The organism is Neptuniibacter sp. QD34_54 (assembly GCF_047778055.1).
In the GTDB taxonomy this organism is placed as follows: domain Bacteria; phylum Pseudomonadota; class Gammaproteobacteria; order Pseudomonadales; family Balneatricaceae; genus Neptuniibacter.
Map to the genome: position 1 here is coordinate 3,262,098 of NZ_CP180546.1, position 23,683 is coordinate 3,285,780.

Consider the following 23,683-nt stretch of genomic DNA (forward strand, 5'->3'; position numbering starts at 1 on the left):
TAAATCGTTATAGAGCAGCCTCAACTAGAGCTGTTACAGACTCTAGTGTAACAGGCAGAGCAGCTTGATCTGTGCCGCCACCCTGAGCAAAGTCAGGACGACCACCACCTTTACCGCCCAATTTAGCCGTTAGCTCTTTAATCAAATCACCAGCACGAACCTGAGCAGTCAGGTCTTTAGTCACACCTGCAGCCAAAGCAATCTTGTTATCAGACACTGTAGCCAATACAACAACACCGCTGCCCAATTTGTTTTTCAACTGATCGATTGTGTCACGCAAGGCTTTAGGCTCTACACCCTCAAGCTGAGCTGCTAGCACTTTAACGCCAGAAACTTCCACTGCATTACTGATTAGATCAGCACCCTTAGCAGCAGCTAACTTAGCCTTCATCTGTTCAAGCTCTTTTTCAAGCTGACGATTCTTCGCTTGTTGATCTTGCAGCTTCTGTTCAAATTGCGCTTTTTGATCCGCAAAATAATCCAGCGCTACAGGGCCGGTTACAGCTTCAACACGACGGATACCGGCAGCCACACCACCTTCAGACGTAATTTTCAGCAGACCAATGTCACCTGTACGCTTCGCATGAGTACCACCACAAAGCTCGATAGAGAAATCATCACCCATCGAAAGCACTCGCACTACATCATCGTATTTTTCACCGAAGAGAGCTGCTGCACCTTTCTCTTTGGCAGCTTCAATTTCCATGATTTCTGTTACGACTTCTGTGTTCAGACGAATCTGATCGTTAACCATCTTCTCAACTTCAGCGATCTGCTCAGCGCTTACCGCTTCAAAATGAGAGAAGTCAAAGCGCAGACGCTGATCATCATTCAATGAACCTTTCTGTTGTACATGCTCACCTAGAACTACGCGAAGCGCTTCGTGCAATAAGTGAGTAGCAGAGTGGTTCAGCGCAATCGCCTGACGACGCTCAGAGTCAACTCGAGGAGCTACCTTATCGCCCACTTTCACCGAACCATTTTCGACAGCGCCGTGATGCAGGTTGTTTTTACCCTCTTTAGTACAGTTATTAACTGCAAAAGAACCGTTAGCCCCTGCTAGCACACCAGTATCACCAACCTGACCACCGGATTCTGCATAGAAAGGCGTTTCATCTAGAACCACTAAACCAGTTTCACCTGCCTTAAGCTCATCTACAGATTCGCCTTCTTTGAATAAGGCAACCACTGAAGACGCTTCGCCTGCAAGGTTTTCATAACCGGTGAAGCTAGTTTCACCATCCAGCTTGATAGCATCGTTGTAATCAACAGAGAATTTGCCTGCTGCACGAGCACGCTCACGTTGAGCTTCCATCTCACGCTCAAAGCCTTCTTCGTCAATCGTTAGTTCATGCTCACGCGCAACATCCGCTGTCAGGTCATGCGGGAAACCGTAAGTATCATATAGCTTAAATACTGTCTCACCTGGAATAACAGTGCCATCCAGATTATCAATCGCTTCCTGCAACAAACGCATACCGTGATCAAGAGTCTTCGCAAACTGCTCTTCCTCTTTAAGAAGAACACGCTCAACCTGAGCCTGCTTCTCAGCTAGTTCAGGATAAGCTTCGCCCATCTCCTTCACTAACGCAGCTACAAGCTGATTAAAGAAAGCACCTTTTGCGCCTAGCTTGTTACCGTGACGTACTGCTCGACGGATGATACGACGTAAAACATAACCTGCACCTTCGTTTGATGGCAGCACACCATCAACAATAAGGAAGGAACAAGAACGGATATGGTCTGCAATTACACGTAGCGATTTATTATCCATATCTGTTGTACCAACAGCCGCAGCAGTGGCTTTCAACAGATTCTGGAACATATCAATTTCGTAGTTAGAGTGAACATTCTGCATAACTGCCGCAATTCGCTCTAGGCCCATACCTGTATCAACAGATGGCTTTGGAAGTGGTGTCATTTCACCATCAGCGCTACGGTTGTATTGCATGAATACAACGTTCCAAATTTCGATATAGCGATCACCATCTTCTTCAGGGCTACCTGGAGGACCACCCCACACGTCAGCACCATGATCAAAGAAGATTTCAGTACATGGACCACATGGGCCTGTATCACCCATTGACCAGAAGTTATCTTCATCTAGTTTAGAAAAACGTTCTGGATCTACGCCTACTTCCTCTTTCCAAATACGCTCAGCTTCTTCATCAGAATGGTGAACCGTCACCCACAGGCGCTCTTTTGGAAGGCCTAGCGTTTCAGTCAGAAACGTCCAAGCAAAGTTGATTGCATCTTTCTTGAAATAATCACCGAAACTAAAGTTTCCAAGCATTTCAAAGAAAGTATGGTGACGCGCTGTATAACCTACGTTTTCAAGGTCATTGTGCTTACCACCAGCACGCACGCATCGCTGCGAGCTTGTCGCTCGTGTGTAATTGCGCTTATCTGTGCCCAAGAACACATCTTTGAACTGTACCATCCCCGCATTTGTAAACATCAGGGTAGGATCATTAGCAGGGATAAGGGAGCTACTTGCTACAACCTCATGTCCTTGCTGGTTAAAGTAATCTAGAAAAGCCTGACGAATCTCGGCACTTGTCATATATTTCATTAGATGAACCGTATGCGTATCCATTCTGGTAAAGCCATCGGCAAGCCTCACTTGCCTACCAACAGCGCAAAATCACCACAAATTATGGGCGCGACATTATATATCGTGAGCGAAAATTGTTCGAATCTTTTTCAGAAATGGGCCTATTCATGCTAAATAGACAAAGAATAATCTGTTTGAATTCAGATTAAGATAGGTAGCGATTATCTGTCTTGCGACGAAAAAACCTACTTAACTGCAGGCAGAGAAAAACCTAACCCTTTGAAATATATAACGATAAAATTTTAATATTCATCATTCGCAACTTGCTCTATCGCAAACTGAATCTCATCTATGGAAAATCCGCGCTGACTCATAAAGCGCATGCGCTTACTGCGCTCTTTAAAGTCTTTATCCGCTAGAGGCTCTCTATATTTACGCCGATAAAGCTCCTCAGCTTTGACAAACCAATCTATATCTAAACTCTCTAAGCAACTAACAAGCAATTCCGAAGCTATGCCTTTCTGTTTTAAATCAAATCGAATTCTAATAAGACCATGCCCTTGCCCCACTCTCATTCGCACAAAGCTTTCACAAAAGCGTTGATCAGATAAGTACCCGTCCTCTTCTAGACTTTGCAAGACGCTATCTAGATCCGTCCCCTCAATACTACGGGCCAGCTTCTGGCTTAGTTCTTTATAAGAATATTCGCGCCGTGACAGTAACTGAATTGCCTTGTTCCACGCCTCTTTATTAGGACTTCCATCCATAACCAATCCTCTTTAAACGAAAAAACCTCCATCTATAGACGGAGGTTTTACTGTGCTAACTTAGCGCCTTAAATTAGATCTAGGCTTTCAGTTTTATCTTCAGCGTCATCTTCTTTCGGTGCAGGCGTCGAAAGCAAGCGATTACGAAGTTCTGTTTCAATTTCATTCGCAATCTCAGGGTTTTCTTCCAAGAATTTAGATGCATTGGCCTTACCTTGACCAATCTTATCGCCATTGTAGGCATACCAAGCACCCGACTTATCAACCAAACCTTCTTTAACACCTAGGTCGATAACTTCACCCATATGGTAGATACCTTCACCATACATAATCTGGAACTCAGCCTGACGGAACGGCGGTGAAACTTTGTTCTTCACAACCTTCACGCGCGTCTCGTTACCAACGACCTCATCACCTTTCTTAACCGCACCAGTACGGCGGATGTCTAGACGAACAGATGAATAGAATTTAAGCGCATTACCACCCGTTGTAGTCTCAGGGTTACCAAACATAACCCCAATCTTCATACGAATTTGGTTAATGAATACCAACAAGCAGTTAGAGCTCTTTACATTACCCGTCAACTTACGTAGCGCCTGAGACATCAAACGAGCCTGAAGACCAACATGGGAATCCCCCATATCACCTTCGATCTCTGCCTTCGGCGTCAAAGCAGCTACAGAGTCGACGATAATTACATCAACTGCGTTAGAGCGAACTAGCATATCTGTAATTTCTAGCGCCTGCTCACCTGTATCCGGCTGTGAAACCAGAAGACTATCTACATCTACACCTAGCTTCTCTGCATAAATAGGATCTAGTGCATGCTCAGCATCAACAAAGGCACAAGTTTTACCCTGCTTCTGAGCTTCAGCAACAACCTGTAATGTCAGTGTTGTTTTACCAGATGACTCAGGACCATAGATCTCAACAATACGACCATACGGCAATCCGCCTATACCAAGCGCGATATCTAGACCAAGGGAACCAGTAGAAACAGATGGAATCGCTTCACGAGGCTGATCCCCCATACGCATCACTGCGCCTTTACCAAACTGCCTTTCAATTTGACCTAACGCTGCGTCTAATGCTTTTTTGCGATTTGCGTCCATCTTCGACCCTACTTTCTCTAAATTCATATTGTGCGCATCTTGCACTGCGCAAAACACTGTATGTATGGACAGTATTATTTCACAAGTTTTCCGGATTGCAACCCTCAATCAGATAAGTTCTGCAAAATCCCTTCTAACGCTACGCTAACTGCTTGTTTTCGAACTGATTCACGATCACCTTCAAAACAGTATTTTTTTGTTTTAACTGATTTACCTTGCTCAGCCCAAGCAAACCATACTGTACCTACCGGCTTCTCTTTACTTCCACCACCTGGCCCTGCAATACCACTGGTCGCAACAGATATATGCGCCTCACTATTCTCGAGTGCACCTTCCGCCATTTGAGCTACTACCTCGGCCGACACTGCTCCGCATTGTTCCAACGTATCTTTTGATACCCCAAGCATCTTTTGCTTAGACATATTACTGTATGTAACAAAGCCACAATCAAACCAAGCGGAACTACCAGGGATTGCTGTTACCTCCTGGGCAATCCAACCACCTGTACATGATTCAGCTGAAGTCATCATCATACCTTTTCCTTCTAACAGTCCCGCTAATGAACTTACAACTTCAAGCATGCACTCTCCCGCTCAATAAGTTAATAAATCTCACCCACTGCATTTCAACAGCACCCATGCAGGATATAGGAAGAACTCTTAGCGAGAAACGCCAGACATAAAAAAACCGGAAGGGCGACCTTTCCGGTTTTTTCATAGTATTTGAATATACTATTTAGTTCTGAGCAATCGTAGCCATATTGCTAGTACCGCTCTGATAAACAGTTGCAACATTGCCTGTCGCAGTCTGCGCAACAATAGCCATATTCGTTGTACCATATTGAGTTACAGTCGCTTGATGCTGTAAACCAACCTGATCAACATCGGCATTATTACCATCTCCGCTCTGCAAAACTGTTGCCTGAAGATCGGTACCATATTGATAAACATTTGAAATATTTGCTTCGCCAAACTGATCTACATCCACAGTAGAACTCACAGTTGAATATTGATAAACATATGAACTGTGATCATTACCAATTTGATCAACATCAACATCTGAGCTAGCGCTATAATACTGATAAGTTGATGAATCACTACCATTACCTAACTGAGTGGTAGCTGATGTATTGCCAGAGCCTGCATACTGTGACGTGTAAGCATAGTTTGAGGCACCCGCCTGCTCAATAAGAATACTACTAGCCTGTTCATAACCCTGATGTACAGATGCATAGTTGTTGTAGCTATACTCTACACCCTCATCTGCCGTATAGCCTTGAAATATTTCTACTCGACCATTAGCACCATAATATTGATTCACATAGGCATTATTTTCTTCACCATACTGATACGTATAGCCATAGTTATCCTGGCCGCCATATTGAGACACATTACTACTGTTACTCAAACCAGATTGATATTGAGAAGTCTGACTACTTAGCTCGTACTCTTGTCTAGCAGTCGCAACGTTGCTGGTACCACTCTGAGACTGAGAAGCGTAATTCAAATCAGATTCTAACTGAGTAATCTCTGCCTCATTATTATTACCAAACTGTGCTTGATACGAATAATTACTATCAGCTTCCTCCTGTGTTGCCAGAGCATTATTTGCAGTACCACTCTGATATTGGTAAGCATAATTATTCGTTGAACCTACCGTTTGATCAATTTCTGCAATATTGCCAGTACCATACTGATACTGATAACCCTGATTACCTGCAGCCATCGCTGCTGTAGATGCTGTAATAGCCGCAATAGCTACGCTAAGAGTAAGTTTCTTCATGGCCCTTTCCTTTTATTTGGTTTTAACCATCCAGAGGATGTTCTAGTTAACCTGCTTAACTGCTACCTGCAACCCTTCACCGTACTGGCTAACGTAGCTATTAAGCCCACTTCCAATCTGTTCAATTGAAGCTGAATTCATATAACCGTTTTGATCTATGACAGCTAAATTATCTTGCCCTTCCTGGGAAACGTTCGCATTGTTAAGCTCACCAACCTGAGAAACATTTAACGAATTACCATGACCAAGCTGCATCGCAACTAAGACATTATCTTCTCCATATTGAGCCGCAATCACCTGATTCCCATGGCCATATTGCCCCAAGTCTGCAACATTACGATCGCCTACTTGTCCGATAATTACTTGTTGTTTAGACCCTTCTTGTACGCCATACAATTCATTTTTTATGCCTATCTGATCAAGATAAAAAAGATTCCCACCCTGAGAGACCAACTCCTCAGCGCCTAACTCATCTAGAACATCAAGATCATTAGACCAAGCGGGAGAACAAAAAATAAATGCTATAGAAATAATCATTGCAACATGCATCAATGCTAGAGATAGCAATGCTTTAAATGATTTTTGGCAAAAGTCACTCAACAAATAAACTCCAGCATACAAAATTGATTCCGTTCTCATTTGCTCAGCATCCCAATTCTTTTTTAGGGTCTTTCCAATATTGAAGTATTGAGCTAGCTTACCCCTCTAACATTTACTCGCCATCAAGCAAACGACTGAAATTTATTAAAGATTCTTTCAGTCTTTTGACTGAAAAATTAACCATACGCCATACAAAAGCATGAAGCTCGAAACGAGATATTTGAACGCTGACAAGGCTCAAGAAATAAGCGTTTTTTAGAAGCCCTGCAGAACTAATCTGATTTAATAAAGGACGACTAAAGGCAGCTATATTTTCGATATAGCTGCCTTTACTCTATTAGCTAGATAATTTTTTGGGGAGCATTCATATAAAACTGGAGAGTAGGTGAATTAATTTGAGAAGGGTCCTGCAGCCCCCAACTTTTCTCTTTTACTCCTTGAGCGATCAGGTGTAGCAGTGCAGATTCAATAGCCGCTAGTACACAAAGCTGCTTTGGTTCATTTGAGGTAGTCCCTGCTTCCAATTCTAGCAATCGTTCGAATTCAATAAATCTAAAAACACCTGAACTGATCTCTCTAGACATGATGGACTTCGTTGTCATCACACTATGTAAAATACGCCCCGTTCGAACATCAACAGCCCTTAGATTAACAGTCACCTGATCAACTCTATACTGCTCAGATACACCTATCCCAAAATACCTAGCACCTAATCCGCCGGTTTGGATATTACTGTCATAACCTATGATTCCACCCTCCAGCATAATATTTGCAGCAAGCAAGGATGGTAAAGCGACATCATTATTGATTGGGGTGTTAGGTTTTTTTTGGGCTGCACGGATAATTTTTCTCTCCGTCAGAATATTCTGCAACCCTTCCCTTTCGAGGGGTACAAACCAACCTGAATCCTGCATTGCACCAATGAGCATTGCAGTAGCTCCTTGTGTCACTGCTGTAGAGAAAGAACTTGCAGGAGCTGCTTTATATTGACCAGACTGATCCCTAAAACTGTAAACCGTAGCAACAATTTTCCCTCTGGGACTTGGAAGGGACTTAAGATCATTATAAGTACTGGTGCGCGGTGTTAATTTAACTTCATCTTCAGAAGGACCAAACAGTGCAGATGTTGTCCCCTTTACAGCGCTACACCCCTGAAGGGCAATCAACATTGATAACAAAACCGTTTTAAAATACCACTTATAATCCATTATCTAACCCTTAGCTTTCCTTAACTATCTATCAAAAACCAATCACATCAATTTGCGTCGATTCGTGTGTTACCTTGTCGTATATATAGATGGATAAACCGCCATCTTCTGAAATCACCTCTACGATGAAATCACTCGTCTCCAACCTTCCAGGAGTTCCCTCTTCAACGTTAGTAAGGAGGTCGCTCAATAAGCGTGACTCGATAGCGCGAGAAAATTGCTCTATTGCTGAAGACTGGGACAACCCAGAGGAAGTAAGCGCATCAGGATCCTCATAACCATTCTGAGCTTGAGCGTTACTCAAAAGATAAGGCCCATTTAGAGGATTCCCTCCAAAACTTGGGTTAACTGGGGTATACACTAGATCTGCCAACACTTGGGAGCTGCCGAAAGCCATCAACAAAACTAACATCCATTTGCGTGTATATCTGAACATCTTCATATCTCATCCTTATCGATATCGAAGGTATCTGAAAACAACTCTTTCAATTCAAGCTGCTTAACCTCCTTGTGTATTTGAATAACAGCTTGCTTCGCTTCGCTCTCAATCCCTGAACGATTGGGCGACATAAAGCGCCTAAATACTGTTTTATGATCCTTTTCCACCCAAATTAAGTTCCCCCACCGCGCAGAAGGACGCTCATAAACGCTTAAATTATATTTACTCTCAGGGTAAAGCGAATTCCTGTAATGACTTATATAACGGGCAAATTCATGACCAACTCTGGTAATCGTATTATCAGTAGTAAAACCAGCAATATCATCTTCAAGTGACTGAGCAAAACCCCCCGCAGGTAAAACAAAGTAAGCAACAAAGGCCAATAACTTAGCGTTCAGTTTCAGCACTATAAATGCTCCTTTGCCCAATTTGATGCCTGCAAACGATTACAAACATCAATTTTCTTAAAGACTTTATACAGATGGCTTTTAACCGTATGACAACTAATATTTAAACACTTTGCGATTTCATCATTACTCATACCCACAGCAAGGCGTTCTAAAACTCGCTTCTCCTTCTCGGTCAATACATCACAGCTGACACACTGTTTTAATTTTTGGCTTTTTCTGTAATGCATCAGCAAAGAGTTTGTGAGCTTTCGCGGCAACCAAAGCCCCTCTTCCATAATTTCCCGAATACCCGAAGTAAGAAGATCACTTTTATCTCCTTCATAAAAAATCCCTTTTACCTGCGGCCAATGAGATAAAGCCTCAAATTCAGATTCATGGGGAGCATCAAGAAGAGCAACGGAACAGTTAACATCCAACAGGGCTAACTGCTTATTCAACTCATGAGAAGAGTATGAACTGCAGTCCAAAAGAAGCAGAGAACGATCGTGAGAACAATCAATGGCAGCCAAAGAAGATACTGTACATGTAACATTTAGCTCTGAAGCTAAATAATTACGCAGCATAGAGGTTTGTATTTTATTTTTTGCAACAATAATTACTGGCACAGCCTTATTGTCGCGGTCTAATCCATCAAGCAAAATCAACATCCCTTTAAAATTCGCTCTCGACACCGCGCACACCCTAAAGGGACTTACTAGACAATTCAACCCTCCAACAGAACTAGATTAGACCTAGGCCCAAAGGTATACATGAGATCAATTCATACACAACTAACAACCTTGGTATCAATTTAAAACCCTTTTGGCATACAACCAACCAACAAACAAGATGTTTGCTAATTTAGAAGAGCCTAAATATAAATTCAGCATCTAGCTACCATGAAATATTCGCAAGGTAATTTTCCCAAATAAATTTCCATTTTTCCCACATCAAACAACTTGCCAACGCCCCATTGCACCTAGAGCTTCCCTCTATGGACTGGGTTGGTAAGATTTATTCACGTACAATACTGCTCCTTAATAATGCCTGTTAACTAAAGTTGGTAAGCCTTTTATATGAGCAGCAAAACGTCTTCCACGCATACACCAATGATGCAGCAATACCTACGCATCAAAGCACAACACCCTGATCAATTGGTGTTTTATCGGATGGGTGACTTCTATGAGCTGTTTTATGACGATGCAAAAAAAGCGGCGGATCTGTTAGACATATCTCTTACCGCCCGCGGCAAATCTGGCGGCGAGCCTATCCCTATGGCGGGCATCCCTTACCATGCTGCGGAGAACTATGTTGGTAAAATTGTTCGCGCAGGTGAATCCGTAGTTATATGCGAGCAAGTAGGAGACCCAGCCACCAGCAAAGGACCTGTAGAGCGAGCAGTTGCGCGAATCATCACACCAGGCACCGTAAGTGATGAAGCACTTCTTGATGAAAATAGAGATAACTTACTGGTAGCTATTAATCAGTCTAGCGACACTTATGGATTGGCTATTGTAGATATCGCTTCGGGTCGTTTTAGCCTGATGGAAATTGATAATCAAGACACGCTTATGAGTGAACTTGAGCGCTTACGCCCCTCTGAAACGCTCTTCAATGAAGATAGCCAGCTACATGACGTATTAAGCCAACGCAAAGGCCTGCGCCCGCAATCCCCTTGGCACTTTGAAGCAGATACTGCCAACGATCTGTTATGCCAACAATTTAAAGTTAAAGATTTGAGTGGTTTTGGTTGCGATCATCTAGCGGTCGCAACAACTGCTGCGGGTTGCTTATTACAGTATGCGAAAGAAACCCAGCGCACTTCACTACCTCATATCAGGCGCATTCAGATTGAACAACATAATGACTGTGTAGCTTTGGATGCGGCTACGCGTAAAAACCTTGAACTTGATCAAAATTTATCTGGCGGATTTGATAATACACTCGCCAAAGTCATTGATAAATGTCGCACACCTATGGGAAGCCGCCTGCTAAGACGCTGGCTTCACCGTCCGATTCAAGACAGAGCAACGCTATGTGCACGTCAAGCCTCGATTCAGTGGTTGATTGATAACTATCACTTCGAAACGGTCCAAAGCACTCTCAAACTCATTGGTGATAGCGAGCGCATTTTAGCCCGTATTGCACTTAGATCAGCACGCCCGCGCGATTTGGAACGATTAAAAACATCTCTTAACTCCTTACCTTTGCTTCAGCAGCAAATCGAAGCAGCCAATGCCCCGTTAGTGAACGAATTATCTGAGCAGATTTCAGAATTTCCAAACTTGGCAGAGCTGCTAACCAAAGCGGTAATAGAAAACCCGCCGGTAGTCATTCGTGAAGGCGGTGTTATAGCTGATGGTTACGATGCAGAACTAGATGAATTACGCGGCATTAGCGAAAACGCTGGAGCTTACTTACTAGAGTTAGAACAGAAAGAGCGGGATCGTACCGGTATTGCCACTTTGAAAGTAGGTTATAACCGCGTACACGGTTATTTTATTGAGATAGGCAAGGCACAAAATGCCGAATTGCCGGCTGAATATATTCGCCGCCAAACACTTAAGAATGCTGAACGTTATATTACGCCAGAGCTAAAAGAGTTCGAAGACAAGGCACTATCAGCAAAAAGCCGAGCACTCACCCGTGAAAAGGCGCTTTACGAATCCCTGATAGAAACCATTGCTGAAGAGCTGGCTGATCTACAAGATTCAGCTTCCGCTATTGCAGAGCTAGATGTACTCGCTAACCTTGCAGAGCGTGCCACTACGCTAGATTACGTTCCACCGACACTGACAGATACACCGCAGATCAAAATACAGCGTGGCCGACACCCCGTAGTGGAAACTGTATTAACAGAGCCTTTCGTAGCCAACGATTTAGACTTGGACACTGAGCGCAAGATGCTCGTTATTACAGGTCCGAACATGGGCGGTAAATCTACCTATATGCGCCAAGCAGCGCTAATTACCCTACTTGCGCATATTGGTAGTTATGTTCCAGCTTCAGCTGCAACAATTGGCATTGTTGATCGCATCTTCACCCGAATGGGATCATCTGATGATCTAGCAGGTGGACGATCAACTTTCATGGTTGAGATGACCGAAACCGCCAACATCATGCATAACGCGACAGAACGCAGCCTAGTATTGATGGATGAAGTAGGCCGCGGTACAAGTACATTTGATGGCTTATCTCTCGCTTGGGCCTGCGCAGACAATCTTGCTAGGGAAACTAAGGCCTTTACTCTGTTTGCAACTCACTATTTTGAATTAACTAGTTTGCCTGATCAGGCTAATTCGGTTTTCAATGTGCACTTAACCGCTGTAGAGCACAACGATCACATCGTTTTCCTACATGAAGTTAAAGAAGGGCCTGCAAGTCAGAGCTATGGGTTGCAAGTCGCACAACTGGCTGGTGTTCCTTTGCCTGTGATTCAACAAGCAAAATCCAAGTTAATGCAACTCGAACAAGATGTAGCAGTTAGCGCTCAATTAAGCACGCCACCACCTCCAGTTCAGAATGATATGTTCGCCGCACCGGAACCGAAAGCTCTGAAAGAGCTAAAGAAAATATCCCCCGACGACCTCTCTCCAAGAGAAGCGCTAGATTTTCTCTATAAACTCAAAGAACTTGTTTAAGGTTCACTCATAAAAAAACCGCCAATTGGCGGTTTTTTTATGAGTGAACTTGAGTTTACTGCTGTAGTAAATCCTCTCCGCTCAAACCATTTTTCTCAACGATATCACGCAACTTACGCAAAGCTTCAACTTGGATTTGACGAACACGCTCACGTGTTAGACCAATTTCGCGTCCAACCTCTTCCAGAGTGCTCATCTCATAACCTCTGAGACCGAATCGACGTGATAACACTTCCGCATGCTTTTCAGGTAAAGCATCCAGCCATTTATCCAAATTACCACTGATATTTGAATTTTGAAGTAGCGTTGCCGGATCTGAAGAGACTGCATCAGGGATCGTATCAAGTAAAGACTTGTCAGAATCTTTACCCATTGGCGTATCAACAGAACTTACACGCTCATTCAGGCCTAACATCCGCTCAACATTTTCAACCGGCTTGTCTACTAGTTCAGCAATTTCTTCCGGTGAAGGCTCATGATCTAACTTTTGCGCTAGCTCTCTTGCAGCTCGTAAATATACATTCAGCTCTTTAACAACATGGATAGGTAATCGAATGGTACGAGTCTGATTCATAATCGCACGTTCAATTGTTTGTCGAATCCACCAAGTTGCATAAGTAGAGAAACGGAATCCCCTTTCTGGATCAAATTTCTCTACGGCACGAATTAACCCTAAATTCCCCTCTTCTATGAGATCGAGAAGAGTTAAACCGCGATTGATATATCTACGCGCAATTTTAACGACTAAGCGTAGATTACTTTCGATCATGCGCTTACGCGCTGCTTCGTCCCCTTTAAGGGCACGACGAGAGAAATACACCTCTTCTTCCGCGCTCAATAGCGGCGAGAAGCCTATTTCATTCAAGTAAAGTTGGGTTGCATCCAAGTTTTTGGCATTAAGAAGGTCTTTATGAGCCATACTACCGCGCCCACGACCACTATTTAGAAACTCAGGCTCTTCTTTCTGAGGCGTTCCTTCTGTATCCTCATCATGAGTTTCCTCTGTCAGCTCTTCGCTTTCAACAGCGATATCCTGCACATCCGTTTTGCAGTTATTATCGATATTTTCCATTGCCCGTTCCCTTAACCAATCAGTGCTATCACGCGTTTATTAGTTATTTTTATTCTTATGTTTTCTTATAATTATTGTTTCGGCAGATATCGAAGAGGGTTTACCGGCTTACCATCACGACGTATCTCAAAATGGAGCATCACGCGATCTGTACCGGAATTTCCCATTTCCGCAATTTTCTGGCCTTTCTCAACCATATCATTTTCTTTGACTAAAACACGACTATTATGTGCATAAGCGCTTAAAAACTGCTGATTATGGTCAACGATAACTAAATTACCATAACCTAATAAACCACTTCCAGCATAGACAACTCGGCCTTTAGCCGCAGCCGTGACCTTAGCCCCATAAGCGGAAGCGATGTTAATACCTTTATTAACTGTTCCCTTTGTTTTAAACGTAGATACGATCTTACCGGAAGCAGGCCATCCCCATTTAATTGGACCAACAACAACTTTTGGGGGCTTGGTTTTAGCTTTAGAGGCAGGTTTGACTACCACTTTTTGTGGTTCAGCTTTTGCAGTAGCTATAGGCTTAGTTACCGGCTCAGCAGCAACTTTTGGAGCGGTACTCTGAGGTTTATTTGTCGTTTCTTGTCGACTAGAAACAATTGTCGGCTTTGGCGCAACGATGGAAGCATCGCGTACAATCGATTCTGAAACAGTGCTTTTCGGTACAGGCTTCAAACTCAGTTTCTGACCAGGATAAATATTGTAATTACTGGATATACCATTCCTTTTAGCTAATTCCCGATAATCCATCCCATATCTAAAAGCGATAGAATACAAAGTATCACCTTTACGAACTTGATATTGGTTAGGTTGAGGCTGAGCAGAAACAGGTACCGAACGATCGCTTACTGGCGCATAGGTCTTCCCTCCACATGCAACCAGCAGAAATGAGCAACACAGTAACAGATAACCCTTCAAGCCCATTGAACTATACCCAGCCTCTAGCCCTCTGACCTCCGACCCATTCGCTCAATCAACAATACAGCTGCAGCGCCAACAATCATTAAACCAACAGCATATACAACAAATGAAGGTTGCCCAGTCATAGACTCAAACGAGAACGGCGAAATATTCTCCTGCACTAAAGGTACCTGTTCACCATGCCTATTGATGGTGTAAGCAGTTGTATACTTCCACGGCCATACTTTATTAAGAGAGCCCAGCATAAAACCGCCTAACAAAGCTAAAGTCGTTGTTTTAAATGAACTAAACATCCAACTTAAAACCCGAGAAAAGCTCAATAGTCCAACAGCACAGCCTGCAGCAAAAACACCTAAGGTAAATAGCTCAATGTTTTTGATTGCCATCAAGATAGGTGTGTACATACCCAGCAATAGAAGAATAAAGCTACCTGAGATACCCGGTAAAATCATGGCACATATAGCCACCATACCAGCCAAAAAGATAAACAAAGGCGTAGCTTCTATTGAAGTTGGAGAGATAGAAGTAATCATATAGGCAGCAATAGTTCCGGCGATAAACGCGGTAAAGCTATTACTATCCCACTGCTCTATATGCCTACAGACAGACCATACTGAAGCCAAAATCAGGCCAAAGAAGAACGACCACAGTAGCTCAGGATATTCAGCTAACCAAAAGAGCACTACCTTTGCGACGGTCACCAAGCTGACGAAAATACCTAACACAAGCGTCAGCAAAAAAGTGCCATTAACATGTTTCCAAGCTGCAACAGGGCCTTGTTTGAACAACACAAATAAAGCTTCTGGCCCAAACTGCTTCAAAGAGTAAATAAGCTCTTCATAAATACCTGTCATGAAGGCAATCGTGCCACCCGATACTCCTGGCACCGCATCAGCAGCCCCCATCATCATCCCTTTGCCCGACAATGCTAAATAGTCGCGCCACGTTCTTCCTTCTTGCTTCAACTTACTACCTCACCGTACCACTTAACAAAGGTACAAACTTCACACAATCTAAAATTTCAGTACTGAACTCATCTTCAGATAATCTGATAACAAGATTCAGTTTTTGGGAATCACTGCCACCTACAGGAATAATTAAGCGGCCACCAACTGCTAGTTGCTGCTTTAACTCTTCAGGCACAGTTTCTGGTGCGCAAGCAGCTAAGATACCATCATAAGGCGCTTTCGCAGACCAGCCCATGCCTCCATCTGTATGCTTCAACTGTACATTATTTAGACCAATTAATTTCAAACGCTCTCGCGCTTTATCCTGAAGCGGTTTGATACGCTCTACACTGTACAACTGACCAACCAATGGCGCTAAAATCGAAGTTTGATAACCAGAACCAGTCCCCACTTCTAGGACTTTTTGCAAAGGGCCTTCTGACAAAAGCACCTCTGTCATTTTCGCAACGATGAACGGTTGCGAAATAGTCTGGTTATAACCAATTGGCAGAGCCGTGTCTTCATATGCCCTATGAGCCAAGGCTTCATCAATAAAAATATGCCTTGGTGTATTTCTCATCACATCCAGAACACTCTCGTCCTGGATTCCCTGATCTCTTAATCGATTAATCAAACGATCCCTTGTTCGCTGCGAAGTCATTCCTATTCCGCGTAATTGCTGATCGTTCAAAAATTATTCTCCAACCAATCACCCACATTATCCATGCCCGAATATTGCGTCATATCTGCATGCAAGGGTGTAATAGAAACACATTGTTCTTTTAATGCGTAAAAATCTGTTCCAGGGCCTGCATCAGCGGCAGGACCCGCTCCAGCAATCCAATATCGAGTTTTGCCACGAGGGTCTTCTGTTGCGATAGGTTTACCAGCACAGGTTCTATGACCCAGTCTCGTTACATGAATACCTGCAAAGTCATTCTGTGAGCAATCGGGAACATTAACATTAATAACTGTACGAGGAGCTACATTTAGATACTGTATATTTTCGACCAACTCTCGAGCAACTTGAGCCGCAGAGTCGTAATGCGCCGGATGAAACTCTCCAGAAGATATAGCAATGGCAGGGAATCGCAGATGGCGCCCTTCCATTGCTGCAGCAACCGTCCCAGAGTAGATAACATCATCGCCTAAATTAGGGCCAGCATTGATCCCAGAAACAACAATATCTGGCTCAAAACCGAATACACCTGAACTACCTAAATGCACACAATCCGTTGGAGTACCGTTAATCCCAATAAAGCCATTTTCATGTTCAAAGGCTTCTAGTGGACGATCCAACGTTAACGAATTACTTGCACCACTACGATTACGGTCTGGGGCAACCACCAGAATTTCTCCAACCTCGGCTAAGGCTCTTGCTAAAGCAGCAAGGCCTGGTGCATAGACACCATCATCATTAGAGATCAGTATCTTCATTTATCCCTCATTACTTTCAGGCTGGGTAACATTGCAGAGCTCCCGCAATACACTGGTTGCAAATGCCCCTGAAGGCAGGCCAAATTCAAGCCAACATTCAGTCTCATTAATCACATTAATTTCTAACTGCTGGGGAAGCAATCGAAGAGATCTACGCTCTTGTTTTAACGTTAGATTTTCAAGCAAATCACTGACCTCAGACCAGCGTCCGACCTGCTCTTGCTCCCATTTTTCAGCTGCAGCATTTGGTAGCATATCTCCACCGCCCCACATTGGGCCGGTAAGATTAATCTCTTTATCCGTTAAACGTTGCTGTAATTCATCGGTCGCTTCATCTTCGACAAAACAGCTTTGGCTTCCTGCCAACATCAATGCATCACCATCAAGAATGCTATTCCACAAGCCTTGATCTAACCTTTGAGATAAAACCTGATTAAATACCCAAGAGCGAACAGCAGAGATATAAATCCCCTTCTTATTTCTTTGCCGCTCCTGATATTCGCCGCGCAACAGCGCGATCCCTTTATCTAAATTACCATAGTCCCGACCGAACCGTTGCTCGCCAAAATAGTTGGGTACACCCTCTTTAGCCACATAATCTACGCGCTGCTGCAGTTCATTCATATTAGTAATCTGGCGAAGTCGCAATTTAAAGCGGTTCCCCTGAAGAGTACCTAGACGCAACTTTCTTTGGTGCCGAACTGCTTTAAGAACCTCTATGCTATCGCCACCAAATAACTTCCAATTCAAATTACGCTTGATCGGGAATTTCGCACAAAACCATTGTTCAGTTACAGCATGACGATCTTTTTTACCCGCATAACTAACATCTCTAGGGCTTATTTGGGCAAAATTTGCTAATTGCCTAGCAACCCAATCAGTATTTTCACCGCATTTGCGAATATAAAGAAACACATGTTCGCCTGATCCTTCAGGCTCAAACCCTAACTGTTCGATAACCTGAAAATCCTCTGAGCAACTGCGGATCACTGCAGAACCAGTAGGCTTTTCATTGAGATATGTAAATTCTGTAGGCAGGGATGTCATAAAAGGTTACTTCTCTGAGGCGGGTTCCACCAGCTGGAAAAAGGACTCATCTTCTTTGATCATACCAAGCTCACTACGAGCCCGCTCTTCCAAAGCAGCATTACCCTTTTTAAGATCTAGAACTTCGGCTTCTAGCTCACTATTCCGCTGACTAAGCTCTTGATTAATGCCTTGTTGCAGTTCTATTTTGGCATTTAGAGCCCAAATATCGCGCAGGTTTGCCTCCCCAAACCACAATCTGTACTGCAGTCCGAGTATCAAAAATAATATAAGGGCAACCAACCAGCGATACATAGATTTCTTATAAGTAAAAAAGGGGGCATTAAGCCCCCTTTTTATATCAGACTATTACGTAGGGTACTACGCTTAGCCCTGACCTTTCACTTCAGAAAGGCCGTTGTAGATTGCGCCGTCACCTAGCTCTTCTTCGATACGTAGAAGACGGTTGTACTTAGCTACACGGTCAGAACGGCATAGAGAACCTGTCTTAATCTGGCCTGCAGCTGTACCTACTGCTAGATCTGCAATAGTTGTATCTTCAGTTTCACCAGAACGGTGAGAGATAACCGCTGTGAAGCCTGCATCTTTCGCCATTTTGATTGCGTCTAGCGTTTCAGACAAAGAACCAATCTGGTTGAATTTGATCAGGATTGAGTTACCGATGCTCTGCTCGATACCACGTGACAGAATTTTCGTGTTAGTTACGAACAAGTCATCACCAACCAACTGCACTTTGTCACCAATTTTCTTAGTTAGGTAAGCCCAACCATCCCAATCAGACTCGTCCAGACCATCTTCGATGGAAACAATTGGGTAGTTTTCAGTTAGTGCTGCAAGGTAATCACCGAAGCCTTCTGCATCAAAGACTTTACCTTCACCGGAAAGGTCGTATTTACCTTCTTTGTAGAATTCAGATGCAGCGCAGTCTAATGCTAGCGTTACATCTTTTCCTAGCTCGTAACCCGCTTTATCGATTGCTTCTTTAATAACAACCAAAGCTTCTTCGTTCGATGCAAGATTTGGAGCAAAACCACCTTCATCACCAACCGCAGTGTTTAGGCCTTTTGCTTTTAGAACAGCTTTTAGTGCGTGGAAAATTTCTGCACCACAACGCAAGCCTTCAGAGAACTTGTCGAAGTTTACTGGCTGAACCATGAACTCTTGGATATCAACGTTGTTATCCGCATGCTCACCACCGTTAAGGATGTTCATCATCGGTAGTGGTAGAGAGAACTGACCTGGAGTACCGTTAATCTCTGCAATGTGAGCGTATAGAGGTATACCTTTTTCTGTAGCTGCTGCTTTTGCCGCTGCAAGAGATACCGCTAGGATTGCGTTTGCACCTAGGTTTTCTTTGTTTTCAGTACCATCAAGCTCTAGCATTTTATTATCTAGCGCGCGCTGATCTGTTACATCCATGCCCGTTAGCGCTTCACGGATAACACCGTTAACCGCTGCAACCGCTTTTTGTACGCCTTTACCTAGGTAACGGCCTTTATCACCATCACGCAGTTCAAGCGCTTCGCGAGAACCCGTTGAGGCACCAGAAGGCGCACAGGCAGAACCAATCACGCCAGATGCAAGAATTACATCAGCTTCAACTGTTGGGTTACCACGAGAATCCAGTACTTCGCGGGCTTTGATATCAGAGATCTGTGCCATGGGGAAATAACTCCAGAAATTTTACGTTCTGGGGGCATCAAGCCCCCAATCCTTAATTCGTTTTACTGTTTAGCTTGTTGATCTAATGCAGCTTGAATGAAGCCTTTGAACAAGCCATGACCATCACGCGGGGTGGATGTGAACTCTGGGTGGAACTGACAAGCGACAAACCAAGGGTGATCTGCAACTTCAACCACTTCAACGAGCTCACCATCAACAGAACGGCCAGAAATTCTTAAACCAGCGCTTTCCAGTTGCTCAACGTAGTTGTTGTTCACTTCATAACGATGGCGATGACGCTCAGTAATCTCAGTATTACCGTAAGCTTGAGCAGCAGTAGAACCTTCTGCCAGATGACAAACTTGAGCACCCAGGCGCATAGTACCGCCCAGATCATCAGCTTCGCCACGGGTTTCCACACCACCTTCAGAGGTAGCCCACTCAGTGATCAAACCAATTACCTGATGTTCAGCATCTTTATTAAATTCGGAAGATGTCGCATCTTCTAAGCCTGCTACGTGACGAGCAAATTCAATAACCGCAACCTGCATACCCAAACAGATACCTAGGTATGGCACTTTGTTTTCACGAGCATAGCGAACAGCAGCGATTTTGCCTTCGACACCACGTTCACCAAAACCACCTGGTACTAGAACAGCACTTGCGCCATCTAGAATTTCAACACCTTCACGTTCGATACGCTCAGAGTCGATACATTCGATGCGAACTTTTTTCTTCAATGCGATACCCGCATGAGAGATCGCTTCGATAAGAGATTTGTAGGCATCCAACAGCTCCATGTACTTACCCACCATAGCGATTTTAACTTCGCCTTCTGGGTTAAGATGAGCATCTGCTACACGATCCCATTCACCTAGATCTGCTTCTGTACACTCTAAGTGGAAACGTTCCACTACGATATCGTCTAAGCCTTGCTCAGACAGCATTCGAGGAATGTTATAGATAGTATCTGCATCAGGAAGCGACACTACTGCACGCTCTTCAACGTTAGTAAACAACGACAGCTTACGACGAGAAGAGTCTGGAAGTGGGAAATCAGAACGACAAACCAAAATATCTGGCTGAATACCGATAGAACGCAGCTCTTTTACTGAGTGCTGTGACGGCTTAGTTTTGATTTCGCCAGCTGTGGCAATGTATGGAACAAGCGTCAGGTGCATAAACATCGCACGAGCGGAACCAAGTTCAGCTTTCAGCTGACGTACTGCTTCCATAAATGGTAGTGATTCAATATCACCAACAGTACCACCAATTTCTACTAGGGCAACGTCAGCATCACCAGCGCCTTCGATTACACGACGCTTAATTTCATCTGTGATGTGCGGAATAACCTGAACCGTTCCACCTAGGTAATCACCACGACGCTCTTTACGTAAAACATGCTGATAGATACGACCAGCAGTAAAGTTATTACGTTTAGTCATCGTTGTGCGGATGAAACGCTCGTAGTGGCCCAAGTCTAGGTCAGTTTCTGCACCATCCTCAGTAACAAAAACCTCACCATGCTGAATTGGGCTCATTGTCCCTGGATCCACGTTAATATACGGGTCCAATTTCAACATAGTTACTTTAAGCCCTCTGGCTTCCAAAATAGCAGCCAAAGAAGCGGATGCGATGCCTTTGCCCAATGAGGACACAACACCGCCTGTGACGAAGATATAACGCGTCATGCAGAACCTGTTTGATCGTGTTTAAGCGAGGATATTTTAAGATCGAGATGGGGCTATAGGATAGCAAATGAGCGCTAATCAGACAACGATAAGGGACGCCATAAAAGCGAAAAACCTGAGCTTTCTTTATCCCAGCCATCACAAACACAGATACCAGGCACAGCAACTACGGTTTCACCCTGAAAAATCAGTGGCCAGCTAGCCTTTTCCCAAGGAGGAAGATCTGCTTCTTGGAGCAATTTTTTTACCGATTTTGAATGCACTTGCCCATGAGGAACACATCTTTCCCCACCCTGGCGGCGCTGAAACATCAAGGGTTTCTGCAGCGGTTTAGCCAATTCGATGGTGAGCTCACCGTCTCCCAGCACCCAACAGCCAGCCTCAGATATTTCGACATTATCGAGTAGTTCAGAGGATGGAGACACTATATACAAATGATTGCGAAAGCGGCGAAGTGAGTGCTCCCGAATGAAATAAATGGGGTTAGCATCCGATTGCGCTTGAATAACATCATGCTGAATTTGCTCTAACTGCTGCTCATTAAGCAAGAAGCCAATCTCATTATAGACCCAGCGCCGAATCAGTTCAGGACGCTTTATCTCAATCAAAAGCCCCCATACATCCAGATTTAACCGCCTACTCGTAGTTAAACACTGACGCAAATCTTGATCTAAATAATGATTCAATAAAAACTCACTTTTAGCCACCAAGTCTGCATTTTTTTGCCAACGAGCAAGCAATTGCGGCCAACGCAGCTTTAATTCAGGTAATACCTTATGCCTTAAAAAGTTGCGGTCATAATCAATGGAATCATTAGATGGATCCTGAATAAATTCCAAGCCAATCTCAGTTGCCGCTTGCTCCAATTGTTTGCGCGAACAATAAAGCAATGGCCGTAATAAATAACCCTGCCCCAGCTCCCGCTGTTCAGGCATACCTTTTAAGCCAGTCAGGCCAGTCCCTCTTAACCAACGAAACAGCAATGTTTCAGCTTGATCATCAGCATGGTGACCAAACAGCACGCAATCACCCTCGTTTATAAAGTCATTAAACGCTGCATATCGCGCATCCCTTGCAGCAACTTCAGAGGAATTATTAGGAGTGACCGAAACGGAATGATGAACCACACCATTAAGCTCAGCCTGTCTCTCGGAAAACGCCGACCAACCATCTGCCTCAACCTGGAGATTATGGTTGATATGAAGCACGACTATTTGGCTATGCGGTAACACCTTACAAGCAAGATGCAGCAATAACTGAGAGTCTAAGCCACCGCTATGGGCAATAACCCAACGGGAGATTGAAGAGGACGAATCAAGGAAAGAGATAAAACGGGAGGTCAGCGCCTGAAACTGACGCTCACACTCCTGTAAAGCGGTGAGGTTGCCTGTATTAGGCTTCACCACCAAAACCGTATGCCATCAAACGCTTATAACGACGCTCCAGCAATTCATCGGTAGATAGCTCATCTAAGCGACCTAGAACTTCAGATAGGTGACGCTTAAGATTAGCCGCTGTTAGGGCTGGATCACGGTGAGCACCACCAAGCGGCTCACTTACGATCTGATCAACCAAGCCCAACTCAAGCAGGCGATCAGAAGTAATACCCATTGCTTTAGCTGCATCTGCAGCACGCTCAGCGCTCTTCCAAAGAATAGAAGCACAACCTTCTGGAGAAATTACTGAATACGTAGAGTAACTCATCATCATTAGCTCATCGCATACACCGATTGCTAATGCACCACCCGAGCCACCTTCACCAATAACAGTGGAAATGACAGGTGTTTTTAGCTGAGACATCTTAGCTAGGTTAAATGCAATAGCTTCTGACTGACCACGTTCTTCAGCATCGATACCAGGGTAAGCTCCCGGCGTATCAATAAAGGTCATGATTGGCATTTTAAAACGCTCAGCCATTTCCATTAGACGCAGTGCTTTACGGTAACCTTCTGGACGAGGCATACCAAAGTTACGCTTCTGACGTTCCTGAACACCACGACCTTTCTGATGACCAATCACCATTATTGGTCGCTCATCCATACGTGCGATACCACCCACGATAGCCTGATCGTCAGCAAAATGACGATCACCGTGAATTTCATCGAACTCATCGAACATATAATCGATGTAGTCCAATGTATATGGACGCTGAGGGTGACGGGATAACTGTGATACTTGCCAAGCAGACAGATCAGAGAAAATAGATTCTGTCAGAGTGCGGCTTTTGTCTTCCAGACGCTTAATCTCATCAGAGATATTCAGTTCAGCTGAATCCCCTACCAGACGTAGCTCTTCAATTTTTGCCTGCAGCTCTGCAATTGGCTGTTCAAAATCCAGATAGTTCGGATTCATATGACTCATCTATTCAATAGTAAAAAAATTGTCCAAAGTGTACCTGTTTGC

22 protein-coding genes are annotated in these 23,683 nt (G+C 43.9%); 1 reads left to right on the top strand and 21 read right to left on the bottom strand.

Going from position 1 to position 23,683, the window contains the following annotated elements:
• Window positions 1-7: 7 nt before the first annotated feature.
• The 10 genes from alaS to ACMXYP_RS14950 form a co-directional block, all read right to left on the bottom strand.
• Window positions 8-2,563 carry an alanine--tRNA ligase gene (gene alaS / locus ACMXYP_RS14905; protein ID WP_415884682.1) on the bottom strand — a complete coding sequence of 852 codons (2,556 nt, stop codon included), beginning with the start codon at window positions 2,561-2,563 and terminating at the stop codon, window positions 8-10.
• A gap of 293 nt (window positions 2,564-2,856) precedes the next feature.
• Window positions 2,857-3,321 carry a regulatory protein RecX gene (locus ACMXYP_RS14910; protein ID WP_415882420.1) on the bottom strand — a complete coding sequence of 155 codons (465 nt, stop codon included), beginning with the start codon at window positions 3,319-3,321 and terminating at the stop codon, window positions 2,857-2,859.
• Between the two features lie 68 nt (window positions 3,322-3,389).
• Window positions 3,390-4,433, bottom strand: coding sequence for a recombinase RecA (gene recA / locus ACMXYP_RS14915; RefSeq protein ID WP_415882421.1), 1,044 nt, complete (start codon window positions 4,431-4,433; stop codon window positions 3,390-3,392).
• Window positions 4,434-4,537: 104 nt separating this feature from the next.
• Entirely contained in the window at window positions 4,538-5,014 is a 477-nt protein-coding gene (locus tag ACMXYP_RS14920; RefSeq protein WP_415882422.1) for a CinA family protein, read from the bottom strand.
• Window positions 5,015-5,168: 154 nt separating this feature from the next.
• Window positions 5,169-6,215 (bottom strand): hypothetical protein, encoded by a 1,047-nt coding sequence (locus ACMXYP_RS14925; RefSeq protein ID WP_415882423.1) that lies wholly within the window; start codon window positions 6,213-6,215, stop codon window positions 5,169-5,171.
• Between the two features lie 42 nt (window positions 6,216-6,257).
• The gene (locus ACMXYP_RS14930; RefSeq protein ID WP_415882424.1) at window positions 6,258-6,815 is read right to left on the bottom strand and encodes a hypothetical protein; all 558 of its coding nucleotides are present in this window, start codon (window positions 6,813-6,815) and stop codon (window positions 6,258-6,260) included.
• A gap of 341 nt (window positions 6,816-7,156) precedes the next feature.
• A complete protein-coding gene (locus ACMXYP_RS14935; protein WP_415882425.1) occupies window positions 7,157-8,023 on the bottom strand; it encodes a CsgG/HfaB family protein in 867 nt (288 codons plus the stop codon).
• Between the two features lie 31 nt (window positions 8,024-8,054).
• Window positions 8,055-8,465 carry a curli assembly protein CsgF gene (locus ACMXYP_RS14940; protein ID WP_415882426.1) on the bottom strand — a complete coding sequence of 137 codons (411 nt, stop codon included), beginning with the start codon at window positions 8,463-8,465 and terminating at the stop codon, window positions 8,055-8,057.
• On the bottom strand, window positions 8,462-8,890 hold the full coding sequence (locus ACMXYP_RS14945; protein WP_415882427.1) for a curli production assembly/transport protein CsgE: 429 nt from the start codon (window positions 8,888-8,890) through the stop codon (window positions 8,462-8,464). Before ACMXYP_RS14945 ends, ACMXYP_RS14940 begins: the two co-directional genes overlap by 4 nt.
• Window positions 8,869-9,510: a LuxR C-terminal-related transcriptional regulator gene (locus tag ACMXYP_RS14950; RefSeq protein ID WP_415882428.1), complete on the bottom strand. Its 642-nt coding sequence runs from the start codon at window positions 9,508-9,510 to the stop codon at window positions 8,869-8,871. Before ACMXYP_RS14950 ends, ACMXYP_RS14945 begins: the two co-directional genes overlap by 22 nt.
• 417 nt (window positions 9,511-9,927) lie before the next feature.
• On the opposite strand from ACMXYP_RS14950, the gene mutS reads away from it, so the two are divergent.
• Entirely contained in the window at window positions 9,928-12,492 is a 2,565-nt protein-coding gene (gene mutS / locus ACMXYP_RS14955) for a DNA mismatch repair protein MutS (RefSeq protein WP_415882429.1), read from the top strand.
• 55 nt (window positions 12,493-12,547) lie between these two features.
• Here mutS and rpoS read toward each other — a convergent pair whose 3' ends face one another.
• The 11 genes from rpoS to accA form a co-directional block, all read right to left on the bottom strand.
• Window positions 12,548-13,564: an RNA polymerase sigma factor RpoS gene (gene rpoS, locus ACMXYP_RS14960; RefSeq protein ID WP_415882430.1), complete on the bottom strand. Its 1,017-nt coding sequence runs from the start codon at window positions 13,562-13,564 to the stop codon at window positions 12,548-12,550.
• Between the two features lie 71 nt (window positions 13,565-13,635).
• Entirely contained in the window at window positions 13,636-14,499 is an 864-nt protein-coding gene (locus tag ACMXYP_RS14965) for a peptidoglycan DD-metalloendopeptidase family protein (protein ID WP_415882431.1), read from the bottom strand.
• A 17-nt stretch (window positions 14,500-14,516) separates the two neighbouring features.
• Window positions 14,517-15,461, bottom strand: coding sequence for a DUF368 domain-containing protein (locus ACMXYP_RS14970; protein ID WP_415882432.1), 945 nt, complete (start codon window positions 15,459-15,461; stop codon window positions 14,517-14,519).
• Between the two features lie 4 nt (window positions 15,462-15,465).
• Window positions 15,466-16,104 carry a protein-L-isoaspartate(D-aspartate) O-methyltransferase gene (locus ACMXYP_RS14975; protein ID WP_415884683.1) on the bottom strand — a complete coding sequence of 213 codons (639 nt, stop codon included), beginning with the start codon at window positions 16,102-16,104 and terminating at the stop codon, window positions 15,466-15,468.
• Between the two features lie 26 nt (window positions 16,105-16,130).
• Entirely contained in the window at window positions 16,131-16,880 is a 750-nt protein-coding gene (surE, locus tag ACMXYP_RS14980; RefSeq protein WP_415882433.1) for a 5'/3'-nucleotidase SurE, read from the bottom strand.
• On the bottom strand, window positions 16,881-17,927 hold the full coding sequence (gene truD / locus ACMXYP_RS14985; protein WP_415882434.1) for a tRNA pseudouridine(13) synthase TruD: 1,047 nt from the start codon (window positions 17,925-17,927) through the stop codon (window positions 16,881-16,883).
• Between the two features lie 6 nt (window positions 17,928-17,933).
• Complete coding sequence (locus ACMXYP_RS14990; protein ID WP_415882435.1) at window positions 17,934-18,164, bottom strand: septum formation initiator family protein; 231 nt, start codon at window positions 18,162-18,164, stop codon at window positions 17,934-17,936.
• Window positions 18,165-18,293: 129 nt separating this feature from the next.
• Window positions 18,294-19,589: a phosphopyruvate hydratase gene (gene eno, locus ACMXYP_RS14995; protein WP_415882436.1), complete on the bottom strand. Its 1,296-nt coding sequence runs from the start codon at window positions 19,587-19,589 to the stop codon at window positions 18,294-18,296.
• 62 nt (window positions 19,590-19,651) lie between these two features.
• Entirely contained in the window at window positions 19,652-21,280 is a 1,629-nt protein-coding gene (locus tag ACMXYP_RS15000) for a CTP synthase (protein WP_415882437.1), read from the bottom strand.
• A 74-nt stretch (window positions 21,281-21,354) separates the two neighbouring features.
• A complete protein-coding gene (gene tilS / locus ACMXYP_RS15005; protein ID WP_415882438.1) occupies window positions 21,355-22,683 on the bottom strand; it encodes a tRNA lysidine(34) synthetase TilS in 1,329 nt (442 codons plus the stop codon).
• Window positions 22,673-23,632 (bottom strand): acetyl-CoA carboxylase carboxyl transferase subunit alpha, encoded by a 960-nt coding sequence (accA, locus tag ACMXYP_RS15010; RefSeq protein ID WP_415882439.1) that lies wholly within the window; start codon window positions 23,630-23,632, stop codon window positions 22,673-22,675. The genes tilS and accA overlap by 11 nt, the downstream gene beginning before the upstream one ends.
• Window positions 23,633-23,683 lie beyond the last annotated feature (51 nt).

Bases quoted from the DNA above. Each gene is read 5' to 3' on its own strand.
- alaS (WP_415884682.1), bottom strand. From the start codon at position 2,563: ATGACAAGTGCCGAGATTCGTCAGGCTTTTCTAGATTACTTTAACCAG.
- ACMXYP_RS14910 (WP_415882420.1), bottom strand. From the start codon at position 3,321: ATGGATGGAAGTCCTAATAAAGAGGCGTGGAACAAGGCAATTCAGTTA.
- recA (WP_415882421.1), bottom strand. From the start codon at position 4,433: ATGGACGCAAATCGCAAAAAAGCATTAGACGCAGCGTTAGGTCAAATT.
- ACMXYP_RS14920 (WP_415882422.1), bottom strand. From the start codon at position 5,014: ATGCTTGAAGTTGTAAGTTCATTAGCGGGACTGTTAGAAGGAAAAGGT.
- ACMXYP_RS14925 (WP_415882423.1), bottom strand. From the start codon at position 6,215: ATGAAGAAACTTACTCTTAGCGTAGCTATTGCGGCTATTACAGCATCT.
- ACMXYP_RS14935 (WP_415882425.1), bottom strand. From the start codon at position 8,023: ATGGATTATAAGTGGTATTTTAAAACGGTTTTGTTATCAATGTTGATT.
- ACMXYP_RS14940 (WP_415882426.1), bottom strand. From the start codon at position 8,465: ATGAAGATGTTCAGATATACACGCAAATGGATGTTAGTTTTGTTGATG.
- mutS (WP_415882429.1), top strand. From the start codon at position 9,928: ATGAGCAGCAAAACGTCTTCCACGCATACACCAATGATGCAGCAATAC.
- rpoS (WP_415882430.1), bottom strand. From the start codon at position 13,564: ATGGAAAATATCGATAATAACTGCAAAACGGATGTGCAGGATATCGCT.
- ACMXYP_RS14965 (WP_415882431.1), bottom strand. From the start codon at position 14,499: ATGGGCTTGAAGGGTTATCTGTTACTGTGTTGCTCATTTCTGCTGGTT.
- ACMXYP_RS14975 (WP_415884683.1), bottom strand. From the start codon at position 16,104: ATGACTTCGCAGCGAACAAGGGATCGTTTGATTAATCGATTAAGAGAT.
- surE (WP_415882433.1), bottom strand. From the start codon at position 16,880: ATGAAGATACTGATCTCTAATGATGATGGTGTCTATGCACCAGGCCTT.
- truD (WP_415882434.1), bottom strand. From the start codon at position 17,927: ATGACATCCCTGCCTACAGAATTTACATATCTCAATGAAAAGCCTACT.
- eno (WP_415882436.1), bottom strand. From the start codon at position 19,589: ATGGCACAGATCTCTGATATCAAAGCCCGCGAAGTACTGGATTCTCGT.
- ACMXYP_RS15000 (WP_415882437.1), bottom strand. From the start codon at position 21,280: ATGACGCGTTATATCTTCGTCACAGGCGGTGTTGTGTCCTCATTGGGC.
- accA (WP_415882439.1), bottom strand. From the start codon at position 23,632: ATGAATCCGAACTATCTGGATTTTGAACAGCCAATTGCAGAGCTGCAG.